At 50.2% G+C, this 21247-nt stretch carries 16 protein-coding genes and 1 pseudogene; 5 read left to right on the plus strand and 12 right to left on the minus strand.

Annotation, left to right across the window (positions count from 1 at the left end):
• Positions 1 to 77 precede the first annotated feature (77 nt).
• From NST08_RS20580 to NST08_RS20625, 11 genes and pseudogenes are all read right to left on the minus strand, one after another.
• Entirely contained in the window at positions 78 to 1451 is a 1374-nt protein-coding gene (locus tag NST08_RS20580) for an alpha/beta hydrolase family protein (protein WP_341342248.1), read from the minus strand.
• 382 nt (positions 1452 to 1833) lie between these two features.
• Positions 1834 to 2910 (minus strand): Gfo/Idh/MocA family protein, encoded by a 1077-nt coding sequence (locus NST08_RS20585; RefSeq protein WP_007127770.1) that lies wholly within the window; start codon positions 2908 to 2910, stop codon positions 1834 to 1836.
• Between the two features lie 18 nt (positions 2911 to 2928).
• Positions 2929 to 3912, minus strand: a complete 984-nt coding sequence (locus NST08_RS20590) for a Gfo/Idh/MocA family protein (protein ID WP_007127769.1) — start codon at positions 3910 to 3912, stop codon at positions 2929 to 2931.
• A gap of 136 nt (positions 3913 to 4048) precedes the next feature.
• Positions 4049 to 5740, minus strand: a complete 1692-nt coding sequence (locus NST08_RS20595; RefSeq protein ID WP_244869163.1) for an extracellular solute-binding protein — start codon at positions 5738 to 5740, stop codon at positions 4049 to 4051.
• 56 nt (positions 5741 to 5796) lie between these two features.
• Positions 5797 to 6717, minus strand: a complete 921-nt coding sequence (locus NST08_RS20600; protein ID WP_007127767.1) for a carbohydrate ABC transporter permease — start codon at positions 6715 to 6717, stop codon at positions 5797 to 5799.
• Positions 6718 to 6749: 32 nt separating this feature from the next.
• Positions 6750 to 7700, minus strand: a complete 951-nt coding sequence (locus tag NST08_RS20605) for an ABC transporter permease (protein WP_341342249.1) — start codon at positions 7698 to 7700, stop codon at positions 6750 to 6752.
• A gap of 632 nt (positions 7701 to 8332) precedes the next feature.
• Positions 8333 to 9475, minus strand: a complete 1143-nt coding sequence (locus NST08_RS20610) for a LacI family DNA-binding transcriptional regulator (RefSeq protein ID WP_341342647.1) — start codon at positions 9473 to 9475, stop codon at positions 8333 to 8335.
• A gap of 586 nt (positions 9476 to 10061) precedes the next feature.
• Positions 10062 to 10269 (minus strand): annotated as a pseudogene (locus NST08_RS29950) (RNA polymerase subunit sigma-70); the annotation flags it as partial.
• A gap of 397 nt (positions 10270 to 10666) precedes the next feature.
• Positions 10667 to 10912, minus strand: coding sequence for a hypothetical protein (locus tag NST08_RS20615; RefSeq protein ID WP_340899947.1), 246 nt, complete (start codon positions 10910 to 10912; stop codon positions 10667 to 10669).
• A 31-nt stretch (positions 10913 to 10943) separates the two neighbouring features.
• Positions 10944 to 11852 carry a hypothetical protein gene (locus NST08_RS20620; protein WP_340899945.1) on the minus strand — a complete coding sequence of 303 codons (909 nt, stop codon included), beginning with the start codon at positions 11850 to 11852 and terminating at the stop codon, positions 10944 to 10946.
• Positions 11853 to 11990: 138 nt separating this feature from the next.
• Positions 11991 to 14630: an adenosylcobalamin-dependent ribonucleoside-diphosphate reductase gene (locus tag NST08_RS20625; RefSeq protein WP_445670727.1), complete on the minus strand. Its 2640-nt coding sequence runs from the start codon at positions 14628 to 14630 to the stop codon at positions 11991 to 11993.
• Positions 14631 to 15240: 610 nt separating this feature from the next.
• Between NST08_RS20625 and NST08_RS20630 the strand changes: the two genes are divergently transcribed.
• The 4 genes from NST08_RS20630 (at position 15241) to NST08_RS20645 (ending at position 19649) form a co-directional block, all read left to right on the plus strand.
• Complete coding sequence (locus tag NST08_RS20630; RefSeq protein ID WP_341342250.1) at positions 15241 to 16998, plus strand: DEAD/DEAH box helicase; 1758 nt, start codon at positions 15241 to 15243, stop codon at positions 16996 to 16998.
• A 1-nt stretch (position 16999) separates the two neighbouring features.
• Positions 17000 to 17962, plus strand: a complete 963-nt coding sequence (locus tag NST08_RS20635) for a YqhG family protein (RefSeq protein WP_210094793.1) — start codon at positions 17000 to 17002, stop codon at positions 17960 to 17962.
• 142 nt (positions 17963 to 18104) lie between these two features.
• On the plus strand, positions 18105 to 19193 hold the full coding sequence (locus NST08_RS20640) for a hypothetical protein (protein WP_341342251.1): 1089 nt from the start codon (positions 18105 to 18107) through the stop codon (positions 19191 to 19193).
• Positions 19194 to 19298: 105 nt separating this feature from the next.
• On the plus strand, positions 19299 to 19649 hold the full coding sequence (locus tag NST08_RS20645; RefSeq protein WP_341342252.1) for a hypothetical protein: 351 nt from the start codon (positions 19299 to 19301) through the stop codon (positions 19647 to 19649).
• Between the two features lie 389 nt (positions 19650 to 20038).
• Here NST08_RS20645 and NST08_RS20650 read toward each other — a convergent pair whose 3' ends face one another.
• Positions 20039 to 20230: a YqzE family protein gene (locus NST08_RS20650; protein ID WP_340899939.1), complete on the minus strand. Its 192-nt coding sequence runs from the start codon at positions 20228 to 20230 to the stop codon at positions 20039 to 20041.
• A 161-nt stretch (positions 20231 to 20391) separates the two neighbouring features.
• Between NST08_RS20650 and NST08_RS20655 the strand changes: the two genes are divergently transcribed.
• Positions 20392 to 21198, plus strand: a complete 807-nt coding sequence (locus tag NST08_RS20655) for an N-acetylmuramoyl-L-alanine amidase (protein WP_341342253.1) — start codon at positions 20392 to 20394, stop codon at positions 21196 to 21198.
• Positions 21199 to 21247: the final 49 nt, after the last annotated feature.

Raw genomic sequence — 21247 nt, forward strand, 5'->3', positions numbered from 1 at the left:
TTCTCCCTCTCGTATATCCGGATGCGGTCAGATTAACCGTCAATAGCAGGATAACTTACACCATCAATCTCCGGACATTATGCGTTAGCAATAACAGTAATGCCCAGCAATTTGAAAATAGGAGAAATGAACTGGACATCGGTAAAATTCAAATGCTCCGTATTTTCAATATAGAGGACTTGTCCCCCTTCGCCGACCGTTTCGCGCATCCGTTTAAGCTCCAGCTTTTTATCTTCCGTTACTTGATCCATCCACTCTCTTGTTGAGCCCATACGGTCAAGCTCTGCATCCGTGTAAACCCGGTCATCCCTCACCATTTTTAATCGTTCATATTCGGTTTCCGAGTGGATGAATAAAAACGGCTTTTTCAGCCCCTCTCTGTCACGCAGTCGGTAAAGGCCTCCGTCCAAGTCTATTCCAGCCGTGATTCGCGGATCGAAAGCAGCGTCATAGGCCGTCGCTCCGCCGATGGAATGACCAAACACCCCGACATGCTTGAGATCCATTTTCCCTTTAAAACGACTTGGAATCTGCCCCGATTGGATAAGCTCGAACTGGTCCAGCACAAAGGCCACATCATCTGTTAAAACTTTTCCCAATTTGTCGCGATTTCCGCTTTCGGTTCGGTAATCGTGGTCGGGCGAAAATAAGTCGTTGGTTGTGCTGGTCGTAATTCGACCGTCCGGAAACTCTGTTGCAAATGTATTGAAGGTATGGTCGATCACGGCGACGATATATCCGTGACTCGCGAGATTTTCGGCTTGCGACGTATGGAGGAACCTGGAGGAGCCAAAGCCGGGATTCGCAAGGATCAGCGGGTATGTAGTCTGTGCTGAAGAGACTTCGGCCTCGGAATAAGCATGACTGGATACGTACTTCAAGTGTTGAAAAGTAAACCCGGGAAGGCCGTAGTTCGCCGCCATGTAACTTAGAATCCGGGTATCAGGGATAAAAGGAGCGTACTGCCCGGTGCCGGCTTGAGCCGGATACCATACCTGAACCATCAATTCCCTCTTCCCTGTCGCGGTTGTACCGAATGTCTCCTCCCGGCTTGAATCGATGAAATGAAAAGCTTGCGTGCCTACCTTAAACTCGCCGGTTGGCTCCGGAAAGCTGAATACGGGAAACACATACTGAAAGCACGCTGTCGCGATTAACCCCATCCCAATAAAAAGGCGGCCCAGCATCCCGCGGATTCTCGAAGCAGTCTGAACGACTGCCGGTGCTTTGAAAGCGTCGATCAGTGAAAGAATAAGCATCAGGAGCGTAAATCCGTATAAAAACAATAGCTGAACCCTGTATCCTTCGACAAGCAAATGGATCACTATAAAAATGGAGCCTGCTCCGCTTGTCAGGAGCAAAGCTGATCTTCGGATACGTGGATTGACTACGAACTGGAATGCCAACAAACACGCACTCGAAAAGAATAGCAGTATTTCAAAAAACCTCACGCCAACTCCCCCTTAATAATAATCCTATCCAGGGAGTATTTTAGAGGAGCCGCCAGGTTGGTACCATTGATTTAGGTGACATATCCCTTACACGCTTGTAAGGATGCACGATGATGTGCGGGAAAGGCCCGGATCATCCATGGATATTAACGCCGATAAGACGTTCTTTAGTCATTAAAATAACCCGCGCAAGGCGCGGGTTCCAATGGACGATTTCCTTGTCTATCGACAGTCTTGAATGCGTTCGACGAAATGCAGAGGCATCCACGAAGACAAGGATACGTATAAAGATCGGTATTTGATCGAATACATTCTTAATAAAACGAAAAATAATCGGCGCTTGGCGACCCGCTATGACAGGTCAGCGTTTCACGACCCTTCCCTAATCAAAATAAACGGTTTTTCCTGTTTCCGCCGATATATATACCGCTTCTAATATTTGCGAAACAATCATCGCTTCCCTCGGTTTAACCAGGGGCTCGGTATCGTTCACGATACTGTGAATCCATTGTTTGGCTTCATATTCGAAATCCGTTAATTCTTCTCCCCTGAACAGCTCTCTTGCATTCGGATTCACCTCGATTTTATTGAGGAACAAGCTTCCGTCCCGCTCGCCGTTGATCCGCAGTTCATTTTTGGCAAAATCCGCCCCGCCCTTCGTTCCGCACAGCAGGTTGCCGCCGCTTTCCGCAATGTTGAGGGCCCAACTGGTTTCAATGATGACCGTCGCACCATTTTTAAATTTCACATACCCGAACGCCGAATCTTCGACCTCGAATTCGCTCGGATCCCAGGATCCCCATTCGTTCGCGGCATTTTCGGTAAACTTCAGCTTATGGAAGGTACTACCGACGACGCTCTCCGGCTCATAGTTATCCATCAGCCACAGGATCAGATCCAGGGAGTGGGTTCCAATATCGATCATCGGACCGCCCCCCTGCTTCTCTTTATCCAGAAACACGCCCCAGGTAGGCACGCCTCGTCTTCGGGTAGCGACCGCTTTGGCAAAATAGATATCCCCAAGCTCCCCGTCGGCGATCATCTTCTTTAGCAGCTGGCTCTTGGCGTTGGAACGGTTCTGGTATCCGACGGTGAGCTTCTTGCCTGTTCGCAAGTGGGCTTCGTACATCGCTTTGGCCTCGGCGCCTGTGACGGCCATCGGTTTTTCGCACATGACATGTTTGCCGCTTTCGAGCGCATCAATGGAAATTGCCGCGTGTGAGCTGTTCGGTGTTAGCACATGAACAACCTCGATCTCTTCCATCGCCAGCAGATCCTTGTAATCCGTAAACACCTTTGCGTCTGGCGTGCCGTATTTTTGGGCGGCTTCCTCGGCTCGTTCCGGCTTCAAGTCGCAGAAGGCCACCATCTGTACGTTATCCAACTTGGACAAACATGGCATATGCTTCCCGCCCGCAATCATCCCGCAGCCGATAATCCCGACTTTTACGGTTCTCATGGAATCCCCTCCCCCGCGTTATTTGAACTCCACCGTTCGGTTTTCCTTATGTGCGATGTAGGCCCCTTCCAGCAGCTCCGTCAATTTCGTCCCGTCCTCCAGTCCGAAAGGCATCGGCTTGTCATCAAGCAACGCATCTGCCCACTGGATGATCGGAAGCGGCTGCTCTTTAGGGAGCTGAGTCGGTGAGATCCATCCCGAAAAAGGTAGCTCGAGCTTCTTCGAGATGACTCGAACGGAATCATCCGAGATCATCAAGGTGCCCTCCGTACCGTAAATCTCAAGGGCCGAAGGGGTTCTGTACGTCACAAGGCTCGTTTCGACCAATGCGACCGCGTTGTTGACGAACTCAATGGAGCACTGCGCGTTATCCTCTACTGCCCGATGGGTGAAGTAATGGAACATGGATGTGATTCTTTTGGGCTGACCCAACATCCAACTGGCTAAGTACATCGGATGACATCCCAAATCCATCATGGCTCCGCCCCCGGTTTGCTTCTCATCATACCAGTAGTCGGGGAGCCAATTATTCAGAGCACCGTCGTGGCCGTTTCGAATGCGCAAAAGCGTCACGTCCCCTAATACATGGTCATCGATCAGCTGCTTCGCAAACAATTGGTGCGGCCTTGTACGGGCGGGAAAAGAAATGCAGAACTTGACGCCTGCTTTGCGTACCGCCGCAGAAATCCGATTGCATTCTTCAACAGTAAGAGCCATCGCTTTCTCGGTAAAAATATGCTTGCCGGCCTCCGCGGCAGCGACCATGACGTCGGCGTGCATGCTTGTAGGGGCATCCACCACAACGCCGTCGATGTCTTCCCGCCGTAGCAGCTTATCCAAATCCGCTTCAAAATCCGCTCCCAATCGGGCAGCCCATTCCCTTCCGCGTTCAGGCTGTTCGTCCCAGACGGCCGCGAGCTTCACGTTACCGTGAGATTGCAGCTTTCTTGCATAATCCTCTGCATGCACATGCCACTTACTTAGCATCGCAACGTTCAACATGCTTCTTCCCTCCGTAACCGTTTATATTTTTTCACCGAATTTTACACACTCAAAGGGAGGCGGCGATATAAACAAGGTTAAGAAAGTGATTGGGGATGGAGCGGCACCATCCACACCATCCCGCAATCTTCCTTCATTAGAACCCTACATCATCCCGTTCCGCAGCTTTTTGAGCCACGAACTCCGCCATTTCCTCCACGCCGGCCGCTCTGAATTTTTCCTGAACACTATGAAGCATATTTAGAGCCTCTTCATCGGACGCCGCAAAAAAGGCCTTCTTAAATTCCTCATCAAAATTCAAACTGCTGGTTTTATCGATATATTCCTGATATTTAGGCCACTCTCTTGCAAGGTAGCTCACGCTTACTTTATCTATGATTTTGATCGGCATTCTTGCTGAGAAGCTCTCCTCCAGCTTTTGCCACTCGGTTTTTTGATCCTCAGGCGTAGGCCAAGTGACTTCCGAGGAGAAGGCCCCGATAAATCTTCCCGGAAGATAATTGAGCCCTGCGTCTCTTTTCAGATCCGGGTTGTCATCGAATTGCTTTTTCACATCCGGAATCCATTGAGGGATCCCGTTTTCCATCGTGTAGTGCGTTCCTTCGATCCCGAAATACGCAAGCAATCGGCCCTCTTCGCTGTTGACATAATCAATGTACCGCAATGCCGCATCAGGATCTTTAATGTCCGCGCTTAAGAACAGGACAGGGAACCCGGAACGGCCCGGCTTTTCCACTTGCGTTCGAATGTTTCCGCTCTTGTTCTTCATCGGTCCGAGCAGCTCATATTGCATTTCCGGATTCGTCTTATACAGCGTTTTTTGTAAATCCGCCAGCATCGGCTGGGCTCCGAATACGGCAAGCTTGCCGGTCGTCAGCTTTTCATTCGCCGTTGTGCTCGTATTGTTAAAGGCTTCAAGATCGAACAAACCTTCCGTTATTAATTTTCTCATGTATAACAGTCTGGCTTCATGATCCTTGGATTGCGTCCAGTGGATCAGTTTTCCGTCGACTTCACGGTAGTCCGAAATCGTGTAATCCGTCCACCCGGCAAGGAATTGGCCGTAATCCCATCCATTCCACATGGTTCCGGCCGGGATAACCGGCTTTCCGCCAATATCCTTGAAACCGCCATCCCGGATCTTGACCAATAGCTCATATAGCTCTTCCTGCGTATCAATATCCTCCGCTTTCACATTTAAGGCTTTCAGGATATCTCCCCTGGCAAACAGGCCGTAGTTCCAATTATGAATGCTCTCCGGGGTTCCGTCCGGGGTCTCCGTAGGAATGAGATATGTCTTGCCCTCAAATTCGGGGCTGTTGAGATCGAACTCGGCAAAATCCTTCGCAATCCCGGTCGTCACAAGTCTTTTTACATTCGGGTATTTATCGAGATAAGGGGTTAAATCCAGAAGCTGTCCTTCCGTGGCCGCCTTCTTGATGACTTGTCCTTCTCCTCCTGTCGTAGACCAGAAAGGTGCGTTTACGATATCCGGAACCGTACCGGAAGCAAAGATGGTGTTCAGTTTCTCGACTTCGCTCGTTGTAATGGATTCAAGTTTTAATGTGACCCCGGTTTTCTCCCTGATCTGCCCGGCAACGGGATTATTCTCCTGGTCCTGCGGGAAACCGGCTCCGCCGCCATTCCAGGCACTGAGGAAAGTCAAGGTGACCGGCTTTATTTCTTCAGTCCCTGACTCTTTTGGACCCGGTTCATTCGTGCCTGCTTCCTCTTTACCGCCCGATCCTGTGCATGCCGTCATTGTCATGAAAAGCAGCAAAGCGATTAGTGCCATGCCAAGAACACTCCTGCGCTTGTTCTTTCTCATCCTACAATCCCCTTCCATTGGAAGTTTTATATAAGAGGCTTAGCCTTTTATACCAGCTACTCCTTAAGAGAACCGACCAACACGCCTTTGACAAAATATTTCTGAAGAAATGGATACACACAGATGATCGGGGTCGTAATAATGATGACGAACGTCATCCTCAAGGCTTCCGGCGTTACGCCTCGCAGCTCCATCTGGGTTTCGGTCATGTTCTGAATCGCAGATCCGCTATTTCCCGACGACGACGTCATCGACTGGAAGGACGCTTCGCTGATCATCTTGTTCAGGAACGTGGCGGCAGGCTGCAGGTTCTCATTCTGTATGAAAAACTGCCCGGTAAACCAGTCATTCCACACGCCCACCCCGACAAACAGGGCAATGGTAGCAAGCACCGGCATCGAGAGAGGCAGGATGATTCTTGCAAATACGGACAACTCGCTTGCTCCGTCGATTCGGGCCGATTCCGAGAGCCCCTCCGGGATCCCGTCAAAGAAGGTTTTCATAATAATCGCATTGAAGAAATTGTATAGCGAGGGCAGCACCAGCACCCAAAACGTATCCAGGATGTGGATTTGCCGGAACAGGATAAACGTCGGGATAAGCCCTCCGCTGAACAACGTGGTGAAGAAAAAGAAGAATACGATATATTTTCTTCCGGGCAGCCCTTTCCGCGAAAGCGCGTAGGCTAATAAGGCCGTCAGAAATACGGAGACTACCGTTACGACAACGGTTCGGGTAATGGAAATGAAGAACGAATTCAAGATCAATGAGTTGCTGAACGCTTTCGCATAGTTTTCTAATGTAAACACTCTAGGAAAAAAATAGATTCCGCCCTTCATCGCATCGTAGCCGTCATTGAAAGATAGGGCCAGGAAATAGATAAATGGATATAGCGCCGTAGCGCAGAATAAAAACAGCACCGTATAGTTGAGCGTCATGTACATTTTATCTGCCGGCGTCAGCCTCCTCGCACCCATACACACACCTCCTTATCTTGAGTGCCAGCCTATTACCATAGCGATACGTTACTCACACGTCTGGATATATTGTTGACAGCCACAATGAGCAGCAGCGAAATCGCGGACTTGAATAATCCTATCGCCGTGGAATAGGCGAGTTGCCCCTGCTGGAGGCCGGTTTTTAAGACATAGGTGTCCAAGATCTCCGAGACGCTTAAGGTTGCCGGGGACTGCATCAGCCAGATTTGGTCAAAGCCGGCGTTCAGGATTCCGCTGAGGGAGAAGATCAGCAGTATGCCAATCGTAGGAGTAAGACATGGCAGCGTGATTTTAAATAGCTTGCTCCACCTTCCAGCCCCGTCGATTTCGGCTGCTTCATACAAATGCGGATCGATATTCGTTAACGCGGCTAAATAAATGATCGAACCCCAGCCTACACCCTTCCAGATGTCGGAGATGATAACCAAGGGATAGAATAATTCCGGCTTTCCCATAAAAAAGATCGGATCCAAACCCATTTGGAATCGAATGTCATTGATAAGCCCTACGTTCGGAGACAGGATTTTTTGAAGCAAGGTCACGACAACGACCCACGACACGAAGTGCGGCAGATAGGAAATCGTCTGAAACACTCTTTTGATTCTTTTGTGCATGACGGCATTGAGCATTAAGGCCAGGATCAATGGCGCCGGAAATCCGAAAATAAGTTTCAGGGCGCTAATGGATAACGTATTTCGGAGCACATCGTAAAAGCTGGAATCGTTCAAAAACTGTTCGAAATATTTAAAGCCTGCCCACGGACTCCCCAAGATCCCCAGATTGAATTTGAAGTCTTTGAATGCGATTAAGATGCCGTACATCGGATAATAGGCAAACACCAGAAACCAGATAATCGCAGGAAGCAAAAATAAATAGATGTGCCTGAATTGCCAGATTTTAGAGAGCTTCTTATTCTTTTTTAATTGCTCAAATCCAGGGATAACAGCACCTTTGAGTACCACTCTCCGAACACCTCCTCTACCTTCGTCGGATCGGATGGTTACGAATCCATTCCCGATCGATTGGGAATAGAGCCAATGTCATTGGCTTCGATTTTCGATTATATATATCGACTGCCCCCCTCCTTACTGCAAGCGGTTTCATTAAACGTTAGTTTAAATATATTCAATATACTGTTGGAATCATTCCATAATTTCTTCATTCCGGTAAAAGTATTTTTTGGCCGATAAAATACGGGTGGTTTCGTTGATTAATAATCGGGGGTTACATCAAAAAGAAGCTGCTGGTGGCCTAGAGTGACCTCCTGTTCTTTAGGTTATTGAGAAATGGGGGGGGCTCCTTCTCCACCTTTCAGGCATTCCTTAAGCGAAGGCACATTATATTCAATATATCCACATGAAATTGTGTGATCAAAAATGTGGTACGAAGTCAAACAGACTGGACATGGTTGGGAGGGCTTCTGCTGAATTTCTTTATGGAGCTAGGACTTCTTATGGGAGGATTTCATGGGATGGAGTTGCAGATGACCTAGTAGAAGAGTCCGGAGAGCCGTCGCTTCCATGGTCAGATTCGATCGAAAGCGCGTCGGACTCGTAATTAGGTTCCTTTTATATAGAGGAAACGGGGGTTGATATCACAAAGCGGAGAAGACGTTTGTTCCCGTCGTCTCGCCAATCACCAATTCCGGCTCCACGAGGGTTTTGAAATATTTTCCTTGATGTCCGTCATCACCGTTAATGACCTCAAGCAGGGTATAGGCCGCTCGGTAGCCCATGTCCCGTTCAAACTGTTTAACATGCGTAAACGTGCTGTAGCCTTCGATGATGGAAGTCGGATCGTCAAAGCTGATGATGGAAATGTCCTCCGGCACCTTCAATCCAACCTGACGCGCAATCTGGTAGATTTTTACGGCAAGACTTCCATTTAGCGTAATATAGGCCGTTGCCATCCGGTTTTTGATATAGCGGTACAGCGGATGGGTTTCCGCTTGCTCCAGACTTCCGAGTTCAAAGCCGGTTACGATGTGGGCTGGGTTAATGAGTGCTCCCTTTTCCTTGAAGGCATTCATATATCCATCGATCCGCTCTTGGACGGTAACGGTTTGTATGGGCGAATCGGAGCAGATGGCGATTTCACGGTGCCCCAGCTCCCACAGGTAATTGACCGCCATGTTAGCGCCGAGCCTGCCGTCTGATGCTATATAGTGCGTTTCCACCCCGGGAAGATAACGGTCAATGAGAACAAACGGAAACCCCGCAAATTTCATGCTTAGGATTTCCTCGTTGAATAATTCCTCGTCAACCGGGAAGATCAATAAGCCTTCCACTCCGATGCTACTGCATGTCTTGATCGCTTCTTTTTCCTTATCAATATCGCCCTCCGACAAATAGATCACGCAGCGGTAATCGTTCTCGTTGAGTGCTTGCTGAATGCCTTGTATAAGCCGAATCGTAAAATAATCATAAATGCTGGGCAGAATCAGGCCTATTAGCCGCGTCCCCATTTCTCCGCTAGCTTTATCGACAGGCTTCACGGAGTTTATTGGAAAAGTCGCCGACATTTCAGGTTCAGGCTCACTTACAAAAGTCCCCTTCCCGGGCACCCTGGTTATGATTTTTTCGTTAACCAAGCCGGCCAGGGCATTCACAACCGTAATCTTGCTGACTCCGAAACGCTCCATGAGGTCTTTTTCCGTAGGAATACGGTCTCCAACCTTCAATACATTCGACGATATCAAGTCGCGTATATACTCTTGAACCCTCTGATACAAAGGCATTCTTTCCGTAGAGCTCAATCGAATCACCACATTTCATTGAATATGTTTAATATATACATTACGAATGGCGCAAGCGTTTTATTCCAATAATTGAAACAGCGGCAGCCATGGACGAGAAAATAAAGTCCTAGACTGCCGCTGTTTTTATTGAACTATCGTATTCGTTAGCTTGCGTGAGAAAATGCTTAAAAAAAGGCACCAGAGCCGTTTCAGCCTTACGTTATATATTTGAATCTATAATAAATGCCCGTTGTAATTAGTTTTGTCACTAAATTAGGTTTCAACAAGACCTACTTGTACGATCATAATGTCAGTAATAATAACATATCTTTCACTTTGCATTGATCAGTTTAATTGATACGGAGGAGGGGATTTTTACCACATAGATAGTCGAGATGTTTCTCTACTTATTAATTTGAAGCATTGTACCCCAATAGAGCTGCATCGGCTCTCCCACAATATCTCCACAACTTCGGCTAGTTCACATAAATGATGCAAAAAAGAATGTAAATACTCACCTTCTTCAACATCCAATATTCCAAATGCAAGTTCTGTAAACCAATTTCTAATACTTTCCCCCCCCATGCGCGATATCCTTAGCTTTCGCAACTTCCCGCTGAGTCCACTCATCCTAACCATGCTCTTAGGCAGAATCGGCCGATTATGACCTCCTCTCACCGTCATCAAAAATATTCAGGTTGCGGTAGATGAGGCTCTTCTCGATCTTCAGCTGCACCTTCTCCACGACATCGTCCGTTCTCCGAACCAAGAATGTCGATGAGCGTAATCTCATTAATGTTAGGGGGGTATCAGTGTTAATATCTTCCCTAGTGCCATAAGGGGTTCTAAATTATCCCCGTTCTTCTCGTTTCAACGCATCTCCAGTGTCCGCCCCAAAAATAATAAGAATACCCATCATAGTTCACTTGCCCTTCCATCGAATTGGGAGGCAATACGGTTACGTTCACAACACCATCCGGACTCTTAGTCAAAAGCCCATTGATTCGCCATTTCTGCAGCTCTTCATAACCTGTCGCCATCTCGATGATTTCTTTGGGTATGCAGTCTGGAATTGTCCTGTCCCAATCAGGTGGTCGCAACTTCTTTGGCTATGAGGGTGATAAAATGGTGATGATTGCACAGACATCATTCCTCCATATACAAAAGAGCGCCGCTGGCGCTCTTAAAGGTTCATGCATATTGATGGTTCTCTCGAGGCGAATCTTCAACTTCGGAATCGTCCGGTACGTCTAACTTTTTATTTTCTCTCAGAAATTTATTGACGTTTGAGTAAATTTTATCGAGCTCTTTTTCATGTATTTGCTTCTGTCGCAACATCCTCCGCAGTGCATTTGAATAAGAGCTTTCATCAATCTTACCACGTTCTGTAGAGAGCTCGAGGATCTTCTTTAGAAAAGCTTGTTCATCTCGAATCATCCTTATCACTCCTTTGCTTTATATTATAACTCTATGCTAGCTCTTCATCAAATGATGATTCACTGTCAAAAAAGTCTTCATCAGTTAAATCATCTTCGGAAAAAATGAACAGCTGTGATGAAACAATCACGAACAAAGCTGCATATGCTTCGCCAATTTCAATCGAATCCTTAATCATGGGATTCATTGCATCAATAGTTAATACCCCAAATGGTACAACTGGTATACTTACAATCGATTTATAACGACTTAATGAATCTGGATTTCTTGACCATTCCATTGAGTCTTCAACATTAGGTTCGTAAACAGTTTTTCGTAGCCTGTAAGCTCTCCCTGCGATTGATACATCAACATCAAGCGACCTAGAATTTATGTAGTTTGAAGGAAATCCCGAACTCGCATGTGACAACACAAGTTTTCTGTTTTCATTATCATAAAGCCAAAATCCACATCTATGCTTTTCTCCTGGTGTAAATTTAACATCTGCTGCTAGAGAGTCAGTCATTCTCCCTAATAGATTTGATAATTTGTATCTAGCTTCACTTGGTGTGTCGGACAGTACTCTTATAGCATCAAATGTTTTGATATGAGTGGTAAGGTTCTCTACTGCAGTGCTGAATTGAGAGGATATGCCCTTCAAATATTCATTTTCATTCTCAAGTTCTCTAATCTGTTCCTGCATTTCTTTAATATTATTTTCCTTATCCAACACGCTGGATATCTTACGAGCCCCCTTGGACAATAAATATGAAACATAAAAAAATAAACCAACGATACCTATTCCGATAACGCTAAACACCCAGCTAGGTATCTTTTCTATAACTGCCTTAACTAATTCGCCGCCCATTTCAACCCCCGAAAGTTTTATTTTTATGATAAAGGATATTCCTAGATTTGCCAACAAAAAAGCGTCAGGATAACGGGAGACTAATGAAATCAACTCGCTTTATCCTCGATCACGGCTTCCTTCTGCGCATTATTCTCATTCAAAAAGCCCGTACCACCAAGGTACGGGCCTATAACACTTTAAATTTTACATTTTTTAAAATATAAAACGATTTTTGTCATCAATCCCCACTTACGAACACTTGCTATACCCGCAGTTCCCGCAAGTCTTACATCCCTCGATGTTGATCAGGGACGCGCCGCCGCAGGACGGGCACAGGTCCAGGGACATCGAGCCGCCGGTGTGAGCGCCGCCATGGCCATGGTCGGCTGCTGGTGCGCCGTGGCTGGCAACCGCAGGCTCGGCCGGAGCCATGGTGGCCGCAACCGGCGCAGGATCATGGTCATGATCCGGTGCTCCGCTTGCCACATGCGTCTCCAGCGCCTTCGCTACGGCGTCCGCGATGGACTCCACGCGGTTCGCGCCGAAGCCGATCGCGCCGGTGCCGCCGATGCCCTTCAGATGCTTGATCAGCAACTCCACCTTGTTGCCATGGTCACCATACCGCAGGAACAGGGAGCAGACGCGTCCAAGCGCCTCGGCCATCGCGAACACGTCCGAACCGGCTTTGCCGACGTTCAGGAAGATTTCGCTCGGGATGCCGTCCAGGTCGTTGATCGTAATGTACGCCATACCGAACGGCGTATTCATTTTGTACGTTGCGCCGCGCAGCACCTGTGGACGCTTCTTGTACTGCTTATCGAGTCCGCTCTTGCTTCCAGCCGGTGCCGCAGGGGCAGCTGCCGAAGGTTGAACGCTGGCGGCATCCTCTGTTGCTTGACCTGCCGCGCTTTGCTCAAGCGCCGTTTCCTGGGAAGACGCGGTTACAGCTTCCGCTGCTTTGTCTTCTTTCTTCTCGGTCTGCAGCACTTGGATGTCGCGGCTGCCGTCGCGGTAGATCGTTACCCCTTTGCACCCAAGGTCAAAGGCCAGCTCATAGAGGCGCTTCGTATCCTCAACCGTGAAGTCTGCCGGGCAGTTGGCCGTCTTCGAGATCGAGCTGTCTACCCAGCGCTGGATGGCTGCCTGCGCCCGGATATGATCCTCGGCGGACAGATCCATCGCCGTCACGAAGTAATCCGGAAGCTCTTCACCCGGATGGCTGTCCAGCCACTCCTGAGCGATTGGAACGAACTGCTCGTCGAAGCCAAGACGGCTTTGACGGAAATATTTGAAGGCGAAGTACGGCTCGATCCCCGTCGAGGTGCCGACCATAGTGCCGGTACTGCCTGTAGGGGCTTGCGTAATGACCGTAACGTTCCGTGCGCCTTTGGCACGTACAGCCTCAGCCACTTCCGGATAAACCTCCGCCATATTTTTCATGAATCCGCTCTGCAGGTACAGCTCAGCATCGAACGCTTCGAACGAGCCCTTCTCCGCCGCGATGTCGGCGGATGCCAGATACGCTTCGCGGGCGATGAAGCCGTACAGCTTATCGAGGAATTCCAACGATTCCGGGCTGCCGTAGCGAATTTTCAGCTTGATCATCAGCTCGGCGAGACCCATCGTTCCAAGGCCGACGCGGCGTTCTTTTTTCTGGTTCGCCTCGTTCTCCTCAAAATGGTAAGGCGTCCGGTCGATGACGTTATCCAGGAAGCGAACGGAGTAACGCGTCGTTACCGCCAATTCGTCCCAAGCGACGTCGTGCTTCTCCTCATCGTAGAACTTCGACAGGTTCATCGCGGACAGATTGCACACGCCCCAGCCCGGAAGCCCCTGCTCGCCGCAAGGATTCGTACAGATAATCGGGTTGAAGTACCAGCTGTTCGACATTTGGTTGTAATATTCCATGAAGACAACGCCCGGCTCGGCCGATTTCCAGGCCGATTCGATAATCGTATGCCACACTTCGCGCGCTCTTACCGTACGGTATGGAATGACCTTTCGTCCGGCCTTTTTCCATTTGTCCAGATCGCCGTCCCACACCTCGTCGTAATCCGGATCGGTCGTGTCCGGGAATACCAGCTCCCACTCCAGATCCTCCTTCACGGCCTTCATGAAGCCGTTGCTGACGCATACCGACAGGTTCGCGTTGGTCACCTGGCCCATCGTCTGCTTCACCGTAATGAAATCCAGCACATCCGGGTGCCAGTCGTTGATCATGAGCATCAGCGCGCCGCGGCGGCTTCCGCCCTGCTCGATAAGTCCTGTCGTGTAGCTGAACAGGCCGCCCCAGGATACGGCGCCACTGGAGGAACCGTTGACGCCCTTGACGATCGCGCGGCGAGGACGCAGCGATGACAGGTTAATACCTACGCCGCCTCCGCGGGCCATAATTTCGGTCATCTCGGTCAACGTCTCCATAATGCCCCCACGGCTGTCTTTTGGAGAAGGGATGACATAGCAGTTGAAGAGCGTCAGCTCGTCGCTGGCTCCCGCGCCTGCTGCAATCCGGCCGCCCGGAACAAGCTTCCAGTCGTCCAGAATGTAACGGAACTTCTCCCGCCATTCCTCCTGCAGCTCCGGTGTTGCCTCAACCGATGACATCGCGGCCGCAAGCCGATCCCACATTTCCTCCGGCGTCTTCTCGATGGTCAGCGTCAGCTTCTCCACCTCCGACTCCACCAGCTCGCCTTTGCGCGTACGAACCGTTACCTTCCGTCCTTCACGAGCCACGATTTCGCCGACTTCCTTCGTCGGGAACTTCGGGTCGTCCTTCGTCAGAACGAGCACCACATCGCCGACCTTCGCATTATTGGTGTCCGCATCCTTCCACGCATACCGGTCCAAAAAGATCTTCTCGCTCAAACCTTCCAGCCGCTGACTTTGCATCGTACTCAAGAGCAACTCCTCCTAATTAAAATATAACGATTATAAATAAAACATTGATCGACGTTCTCTAAGAAGACAGACCGCGTTTAAAAACGAACCGCCCTGAGCGGTTATCCTGCGTCGATATCAGATGCCGTGATCATGTACCGATCCGGGCAAATTCCGATAAGACTGCCAAAATTTCCGCAGTTATGCCGCAGTAGTAAGGATCCCCGTGCAGCTGCCGCTTTTTCACGAATACTGCTAGCGGGCTCACCATCAACATAACCTCATATGTAGCGGATCAAACATACAAAACGCCGAAACACACCATATATAGTGCAATGAATTCATTATACTACACTATATATAGTAAAACTATGCCGATAATGTGAAAATTAAGGGCGAAACCCCATGCTTGTCCGCTCCTGCTTCCGCTTTCTTCGTCCCGCTCTCTTTTTCACTTGTCTCCTATGAAAAACACGTTGAAAATTGCCAATTCCAGCAGCCGTGCGCTCTCTCCGCCCTTTCGCACCCCATAAAGGGAGGTGCAAGTTATGAAGACTTCTTTTTTCGTCCATACTACTCATACACCGCTGTCCGGAAACTTTCATAACAGGAGGGGATCACCATGAATCATCAGCCATCCACTGCCGGTCCAGACATGACGACGGATCCGCGCCTGCCCGTACCGCTTCAGATGGACCGTTCCTGGCTGGACGATCTCGAAGGGCGCCTTGAGAAAGGCGGTCCGTGGGGGGACTTCAGGCTGTCTCAGCTAGCCGTTGAGGGCGAGCAATCCCGCCTGGTGACGAGCTTCGAAGAGCTTCAGTGCCTCAAGCACCTGGGTGATTTGTCCCCGCTTCCGCATCAGACCGACACCGCCAAGCGGGTGCTGTTCGAGATGTCGGGCCGGGCGATTCTGGCCGATGAGGTTGGACTCGGGAAGACGATTGAAGCCGGTCTTATTTTAAAAGAATATATTCTCCGCGGGCTCGTATCCAGAGTGCTGATTCTCGTACCTGCTTCCTTGGTGCTCCAGTGGGTCCGGGAGCTGAACTCCAAGTTCGGCATTCCGGCCATTGCGCAGAAAAAAGCCTATTCCTGGGCGAATGACATCGTCGTCGCCTCCATGGACACCGCCAAACGGGATCCGCATAGCGAATATCTCCTGAATCAGGAATACGATATGCTCATCATCGATGAGGCCCACAAGCTCAAAAACAAGAAAACATCCAACTACCAATTCATTCAGAAGCTGCGCAAAAAATACTGCCTGCTCCTCACCGCTACGCCTGTACAAAATGACCTCAGCGAGCTGTTCAACCTGATCACGCTCCTGAAGCCGGGCCAGCTTGGCGGCCAGGGGCAGTTTGCGGCCAATTTCGTTGTGGATAAACGAAAGCCGAAGAACCAGGAGCAGCTCAAGGACGAGCTGTCCAAGGTCATGATCCGAAACCGGCGGGGCGAAGGCGAAGTGAAGTTTACGAAGCGTTCCGTCCGCAATGTCGGGCTGACTTTATCGCCCGAAGAACAGTCATTATACGACGGGGTCACGTCCTTCGTCAAAGATCAGTATCAGGCAGCAGGGGGAAATTTAAGCAGCATGCTGTCCCTCGTCACCCTCCAGCGCGAGGTGTGCAGCAGCCGGGATGCGGTCTTTGTTACGCTCGTCAATCTGTCCAAGAAGCTGCCGGAGGACTCCCCGCTCCGCGATAAAATCTGGGAATTGGTGTATCTGATCAAAGCGATTAAAGCCAATACCAAGGCCGAGAAAACGATCGAGCTCATCCGCCAGATGAACGAGAAGGTGATCGTGTTCACCGAGTACCGGGCCACCCAGGAATATCTGCTTAACTATTTCCGGGATCACGGACTCATATCGGTGCCGTACCGGGGCGGCATGAACCGGGGGAAAAAGGACTGGATGATGGACCTGTTCAGGGGGAGAGCTCAGGTTATGATCGCAACTGAAGCCGGGGGCGAAGGAATTAACCTGCAGTTTTGCCACCATATGATCAATTTCGACCTGCCCTGGAATCCGATGCGAGTGGAGCAGCGGATCGGACGCGTGCACCGTCTCGGCCAGACCAACGATGTGCAAATCTTCAACCTGTCCACTGCAGGTACGATCGAGGAGCATATTTTGAATCTGCTGCATGAGAAGATCAATATGTTCGAGATGGTTATCGGAGGACTGGATGTCATTCTGGAACGCTACGAGAAGAACGAATCCTTCGAGAAGAGCCTGTACAAAATCATGCTGGAGTCCGGCAACGACGAAGAGATCCGGAGGAGCATCAATACGCTCGGCGACTCGCTGCACCATATCAAGCAGGATATCGAGCAGGAAGCGAGCGGAGAAACCTTAAGAGAGGAAGAAGCCTGATATGACCATGACGCCGCAGGAGGTGCAGAAGCACTTCATGGCCTATTTGGAAGCCACCGAATGCACCGTCATTGAAAAATCACCGGAGCATGTTACCGTGAAGCTGTCGCCCCAAGCCGACAAAATGCTCACCAACCGCCCTTACTACTGGAGCTTTGTGGAACGTACCGGGGCGCCGGCCGAGACTCTCTCCTTCCAGTTCGTGTTCGATCCGGAAGCCTACGACGAGCGGATGGCCAAGGCCAAGCTCGCCGAGAGCAAGGCGCAGCTGTCCGCGCCGCAGCAGGACCCGCTGCTGGCCCGCTTTTACGGCAACGCTCCCGTGCTCCCCGTGCTCGGTCCCGGCCGCATCCAGCGCGAGAACGTCAGCTACGGAAGCAGCAGGCTGGCTCAAATCTGGAACGCGGCCCGAGAGGAAGGCAAATGCGTGTATCTGTTCCAGCAGCCCGTCACGGAGCCGCGCCCACGGGCAAGGTCAACGCCGTACGAGCAGTGGCTCGGCGTCTGCTTCAAGGTAGAGTTCAGCTGTGATCTGAAGCGCGAGGAGCTCCATTATGTTGGCATCTCGCTGTCCACCCGGAAGATCGTGACAGATTTCCCGGCTGTGCTTAATGGCCGCGAGCTGACGCCCCGCCTGCCCGAAAGCGTGCACGTCCGTCCTGCGGCCGTTTCGCTGCGCGAGGCGGCGGGGCTCCTTGAGGAGCATCTGATCGTCAGCTTAAGCAAGCTGGATTATACATGGGCATCCAAGGCACGCGAACGACTGGCGGAGGAACTTGCGGTGATCGACAGTTATTACGAGGACCTGCTGAAAGAGCAGGATGAGGAAAAGAAAGCTCAAATCGAGGAACAATACCGGAACCGGAGGTCGGAAATGCAGTGGCAGTATGAGCCGAAAATCAGCTTCTCCGCCATAACCTGCGGCCTCTTTCACCTGTGTTCGCCCGTGAGCGCGTCCTCTTGACGCTCCTCTACAAAACAAGGCAAAAAAAGAACCGTTCCCTTCTGTCCTGGCGCGACACCTTGCAACAGCGTTTGCACAGCTTGTCCGATATGATAGAACCACCATATCCCCCATCGCTTAGGATGGCGGGAAGGAAAGGCGGTTGATCCATTTGTTGCATTGGCATAAAAATAACGTCCTCCATGGAGGCTCTTTCAATAACGAAAACGACAGCCGGTCCAATCGATCCCGCGCAAGGTCTGCCCTGCTGCTGGCGGCCATATGTACGGCGGCCCTCATCCATCCGCTTGCGGTCGCTGCGGCCGGCAGTGAAGCGGCGATAATCACTCCCGCTTCCGCCGATCCATCCCTCTCCCTCGCGGATGACAGCTCCATTCGGAAGTCCGCAGTCTCCGCCGCGGTTCCGCAGAGCTTGCTCCATTTCACGGAGGACACCGTGGAGCAGCTCTCGGCCCATGTGCCGTTTACAGCCTGGAGCGAGGCCGAGCTGGAATACACCCCGCTCGGACCCGGGACGCACGGCTGGCTGGTCACGGTAACCGATGAAGGTTTGCCTCAAGGTTACCTCATTATCAGCGCCTCCGAGGATGGAGGGTATGTGCTCAGTGAATATGGAATCGGCGGTACCCTCCCCTTCAGCTTGGGACCGCTGGAGCAGCGTCTAGCCGCCGAGGGGCTTACCGATCCCGAGGGATCTCTCCCGCAAGGCAGCTTGATTCGTAAACGATATACGGGAGCTCCTGTATGGGAGGTCACCCTTCCAAACCAAGATACGCTTTATATCAGCGGCTTCAATAGCGAGCTGCTCCCGAACGTCTCGCTGGCCTCCGGCACATTGGACCGCTCCGGCATCAGCAAAGGAGTTGTTGCAGCCGGATCTGCACATGGATGGTCGGCGGACGCTCCGTCCATCACGGAGCATCGTCCCGACCCGTATGATAATCTTCAATGGCTGACCTCATCCAGCCTCACGGCCCGAAGCAGCAGCGAGCTCAGAAGGCTGCTGCAAAAGCACCCTTCACTGGTGTTTAAATCGAAGGGCGATGGCAATGCCGCTTTCGGTGCCCCGTTCAGCTTGACCGGATGGCAGCGCTGGTCATCCGTCTCCGGCAGCGCTGCTGATGCTGCAGCCATCTATGTAGCGATTCCGCTCCGGAATACGGACACTACCCGGTTTCTGCCGGCACCCCGATTAGTGGGTCAAGGCAAGTTCTATGTTTATCCAGGATAATCGACATGAGCAATTTACTGATTTTTATTTTTGACATTTCATTGATCATTACGAGCATTCATTTAATAATTAAGGTAACATCCTTGGTTTGGGAGATGATTGCCCGTGGATTTGAAGGAAATGAAAAAGCATGCCGATGCCTTGGACGATAGCAAAAAACGAGAGCCGTTGAAAAAAGCCAAAAGATCACCCAAAAGATTACTTATAGGTGCATTTTTACTTCTTCTGGGGTTCTTCGCGTTTTATTTTAATGATACTCAGCAATTATATGGAAACGATGAAGAATCTATTTTGAAAGTAATTCATTCAATTGAAGGGTATGAAAATAATTCAATAGAAATTGTAGAAATTAAAGACATGAATGACCGAAGATATGCCGGTTTCTTATCTGACAATAATCCAGGCTACATTCAATTTCAAAAAACAAAGACGGAAATTATAAGTGGCAGCAAATAGAAGTAGACGTTAATGAAGCATTTAGCGTCTTCGCCCCAGAACCTCTCTTGTTTTTGATTGTCACTAATGAGGAAAATAAAATAGCGAAAATGCAGGTAAGCGTAAATGGACAGGAAATAGAACAAGAGTTTACGCCTTATAAGGCCAGTGTCACCTGGATGTTTCCCCCTAAGACTGGAAAAAGTCATTATTCATATAAGTATTACGATAAAGATGGAGAGCTAATTTATTATTTTAAATAAGATGTTTTTAAACATGCTTGCGGATTTAGGTAAATCAGACAAAAACAAACACCGGAAAGCATCCATCCCTGTGTTTGTTTCTTTGTCATGAGGGAGCCGACGTCTCATCGTGTGCTATTGCCCATCCATTGAACGGTCCATATCACCCTATTTGGTTTTTCGCTTACGCTTGGACGATATGTCCTCTCTCCACAGCGATACGGAGAACGGAATCATGCCGAACCATTTCGTTGTCCACGATTCCTTCACCTTGGACTGGCGGCGGATCTCCTTCGGCGTATCTATATAGGTTACGAATCGCTCCGTAATGTATTTAATCAGTTCATCTCCGCTGGCCATCTCATCATCTCCTTTGGATCTTCTTAGGGTTTATCCGCATCCCGTTATCAGTTTGCTCCGTTTCAATCGTTTCTAGACTCACAGCTTTAGGAATCGGGATGATTTTCCGCAAATTGCACATTCTAAAGAAGTCGAAATCCACGAGAAAGAAGGAGTCCATCATGGTTAAGGCAGCAGGAATATGGATGCTTCTCCTGGCATTGGCATGCCCGGATCATATGGCCGCAGCTTTCCATTCGGAGCATGTTCAGGCCGTGGGGCAGGCCGCAAGCCATAACAATCGCACACAGGCCGCCGCCCGCAGCCTGCATATAGAGATCCCAGAATCCCCTGTCTTGTCAGGCCGGGAAAACAACCAGCATCACACACGCCATCTGCATCCTTTTGCCCAGGACGTCGTACTGATCGATGCGGGGCACGGCGGCATCGACGGGGGAACCTCCCATGGCGATATTTTGGAAAAGGATATCAATCTTGAAATATCGCGCAGGCTGTTTATGCTGCTCCGGCAGCAGGGATATCCTGCCGTGCTCAATCGCGACGGCGATTACGCTTTAAGCGACGACAACCGGTGGCACAGGACGTCCTCCAGGCATCGGCGCGACCTTTCGCAGCGCAAGCAGCTTAGCGAAGAGATCCCGACCGAGCTTGTCGTAAGCATCCATGTGAACTGGGGCCGAAACAGCTCGAAACGCGGCGGCATCGTGCTGCATCAATCGGAAGGGCGCAGCAAGGCTCTGGCCGATGCAATCCAACAGCAGTTGAATCAAGTATACCGAAACCGCAACCAGATCATGGTCGGCAAGCCGTACTATTTGCTGAATACGACCGACGTTCCCGCCGTCATTGTGGAGACCGGCTTCATCAGCAATCCCGAGGACCGGCAGCTGCTGACGAGCCGCAACGGGCAGATGAAGCTGGCCGAAGCAATTGCGGCAGGCATTGTCCATTATTTAACAGCCCTGTGAGTCGGCCCGGGGCCTGCCTCATGACCATGGGCCGAAGACGATCCAGCAA

The sequence above is a fragment of the Paenibacillus sp. FSL K6-1566 genome (assembly GCF_038050475.1).
GTDB classification, from domain to species: Bacteria; Bacillota; Bacilli; order Paenibacillales; family Paenibacillaceae; genus Paenibacillus_AQ; species Paenibacillus_AQ lactis.

Excerpts from the sequence above, each read along its gene's own strand:
- NST08_RS20630 (WP_341342250.1), top strand. The coding sequence starts at position 15,241 with ATGAATCATCAGCCATCCACTGCCGGTCCAGACATGACGACGGATCCG.
- NST08_RS20615 (WP_340899947.1), bottom strand. The coding sequence starts at position 10,912 with ATGATTCGAGATGAACAAGCTTTTCTAAAGAAGATCCTCGAGCTCTCT.
- NST08_RS20595 (WP_244869163.1), bottom strand. The coding sequence starts at position 5,740 with ATGAGAAAGAACAAGCGCAGGAGTGTTCTTGGCATGGCACTAATCGCT.
- NST08_RS20650 (WP_340899939.1), bottom strand. The coding sequence starts at position 20,230 with ATGGCCAGCGGAGATGAACTGATTAAATACATTACGGAGCGATTCGTA.
- NST08_RS20585 (WP_007127770.1), bottom strand. The coding sequence starts at position 2,910 with ATGAGAACCGTAAAAGTCGGGATTATCGGCTGCGGGATGATTGCGGGC.
- NST08_RS20625 (WP_445670727.1), bottom strand. The coding sequence starts at position 14,630 with ATGCAAAGTCAGCGGCTGGAAGGTTTGAGCGAGAAGATCTTTTTGGAC.
- NST08_RS20590 (WP_007127769.1), bottom strand. The coding sequence starts at position 3,912 with ATGTTGAACGTTGCGATGCTAAGTAAGTGGCATGTGCATGCAGAGGAT.
- NST08_RS20600 (WP_007127767.1), bottom strand. The coding sequence starts at position 6,717 with ATGGGTGCGAGGAGGCTGACGCCGGCAGATAAAATGTACATGACGCTC.
- NST08_RS20610 (WP_341342647.1), bottom strand. The coding sequence starts at position 9,475 with ATGCCTTTGTATCAGAGGGTTCAAGAGTATATACGCGACTTGATATCG.
- NST08_RS20635 (WP_210094793.1), top strand. The coding sequence starts at position 17,000 with ATGACCATGACGCCGCAGGAGGTGCAGAAGCACTTCATGGCCTATTTG.
- NST08_RS20655 (WP_341342253.1), top strand. The coding sequence starts at position 20,392 with ATGGTTAAGGCAGCAGGAATATGGATGCTTCTCCTGGCATTGGCATGC.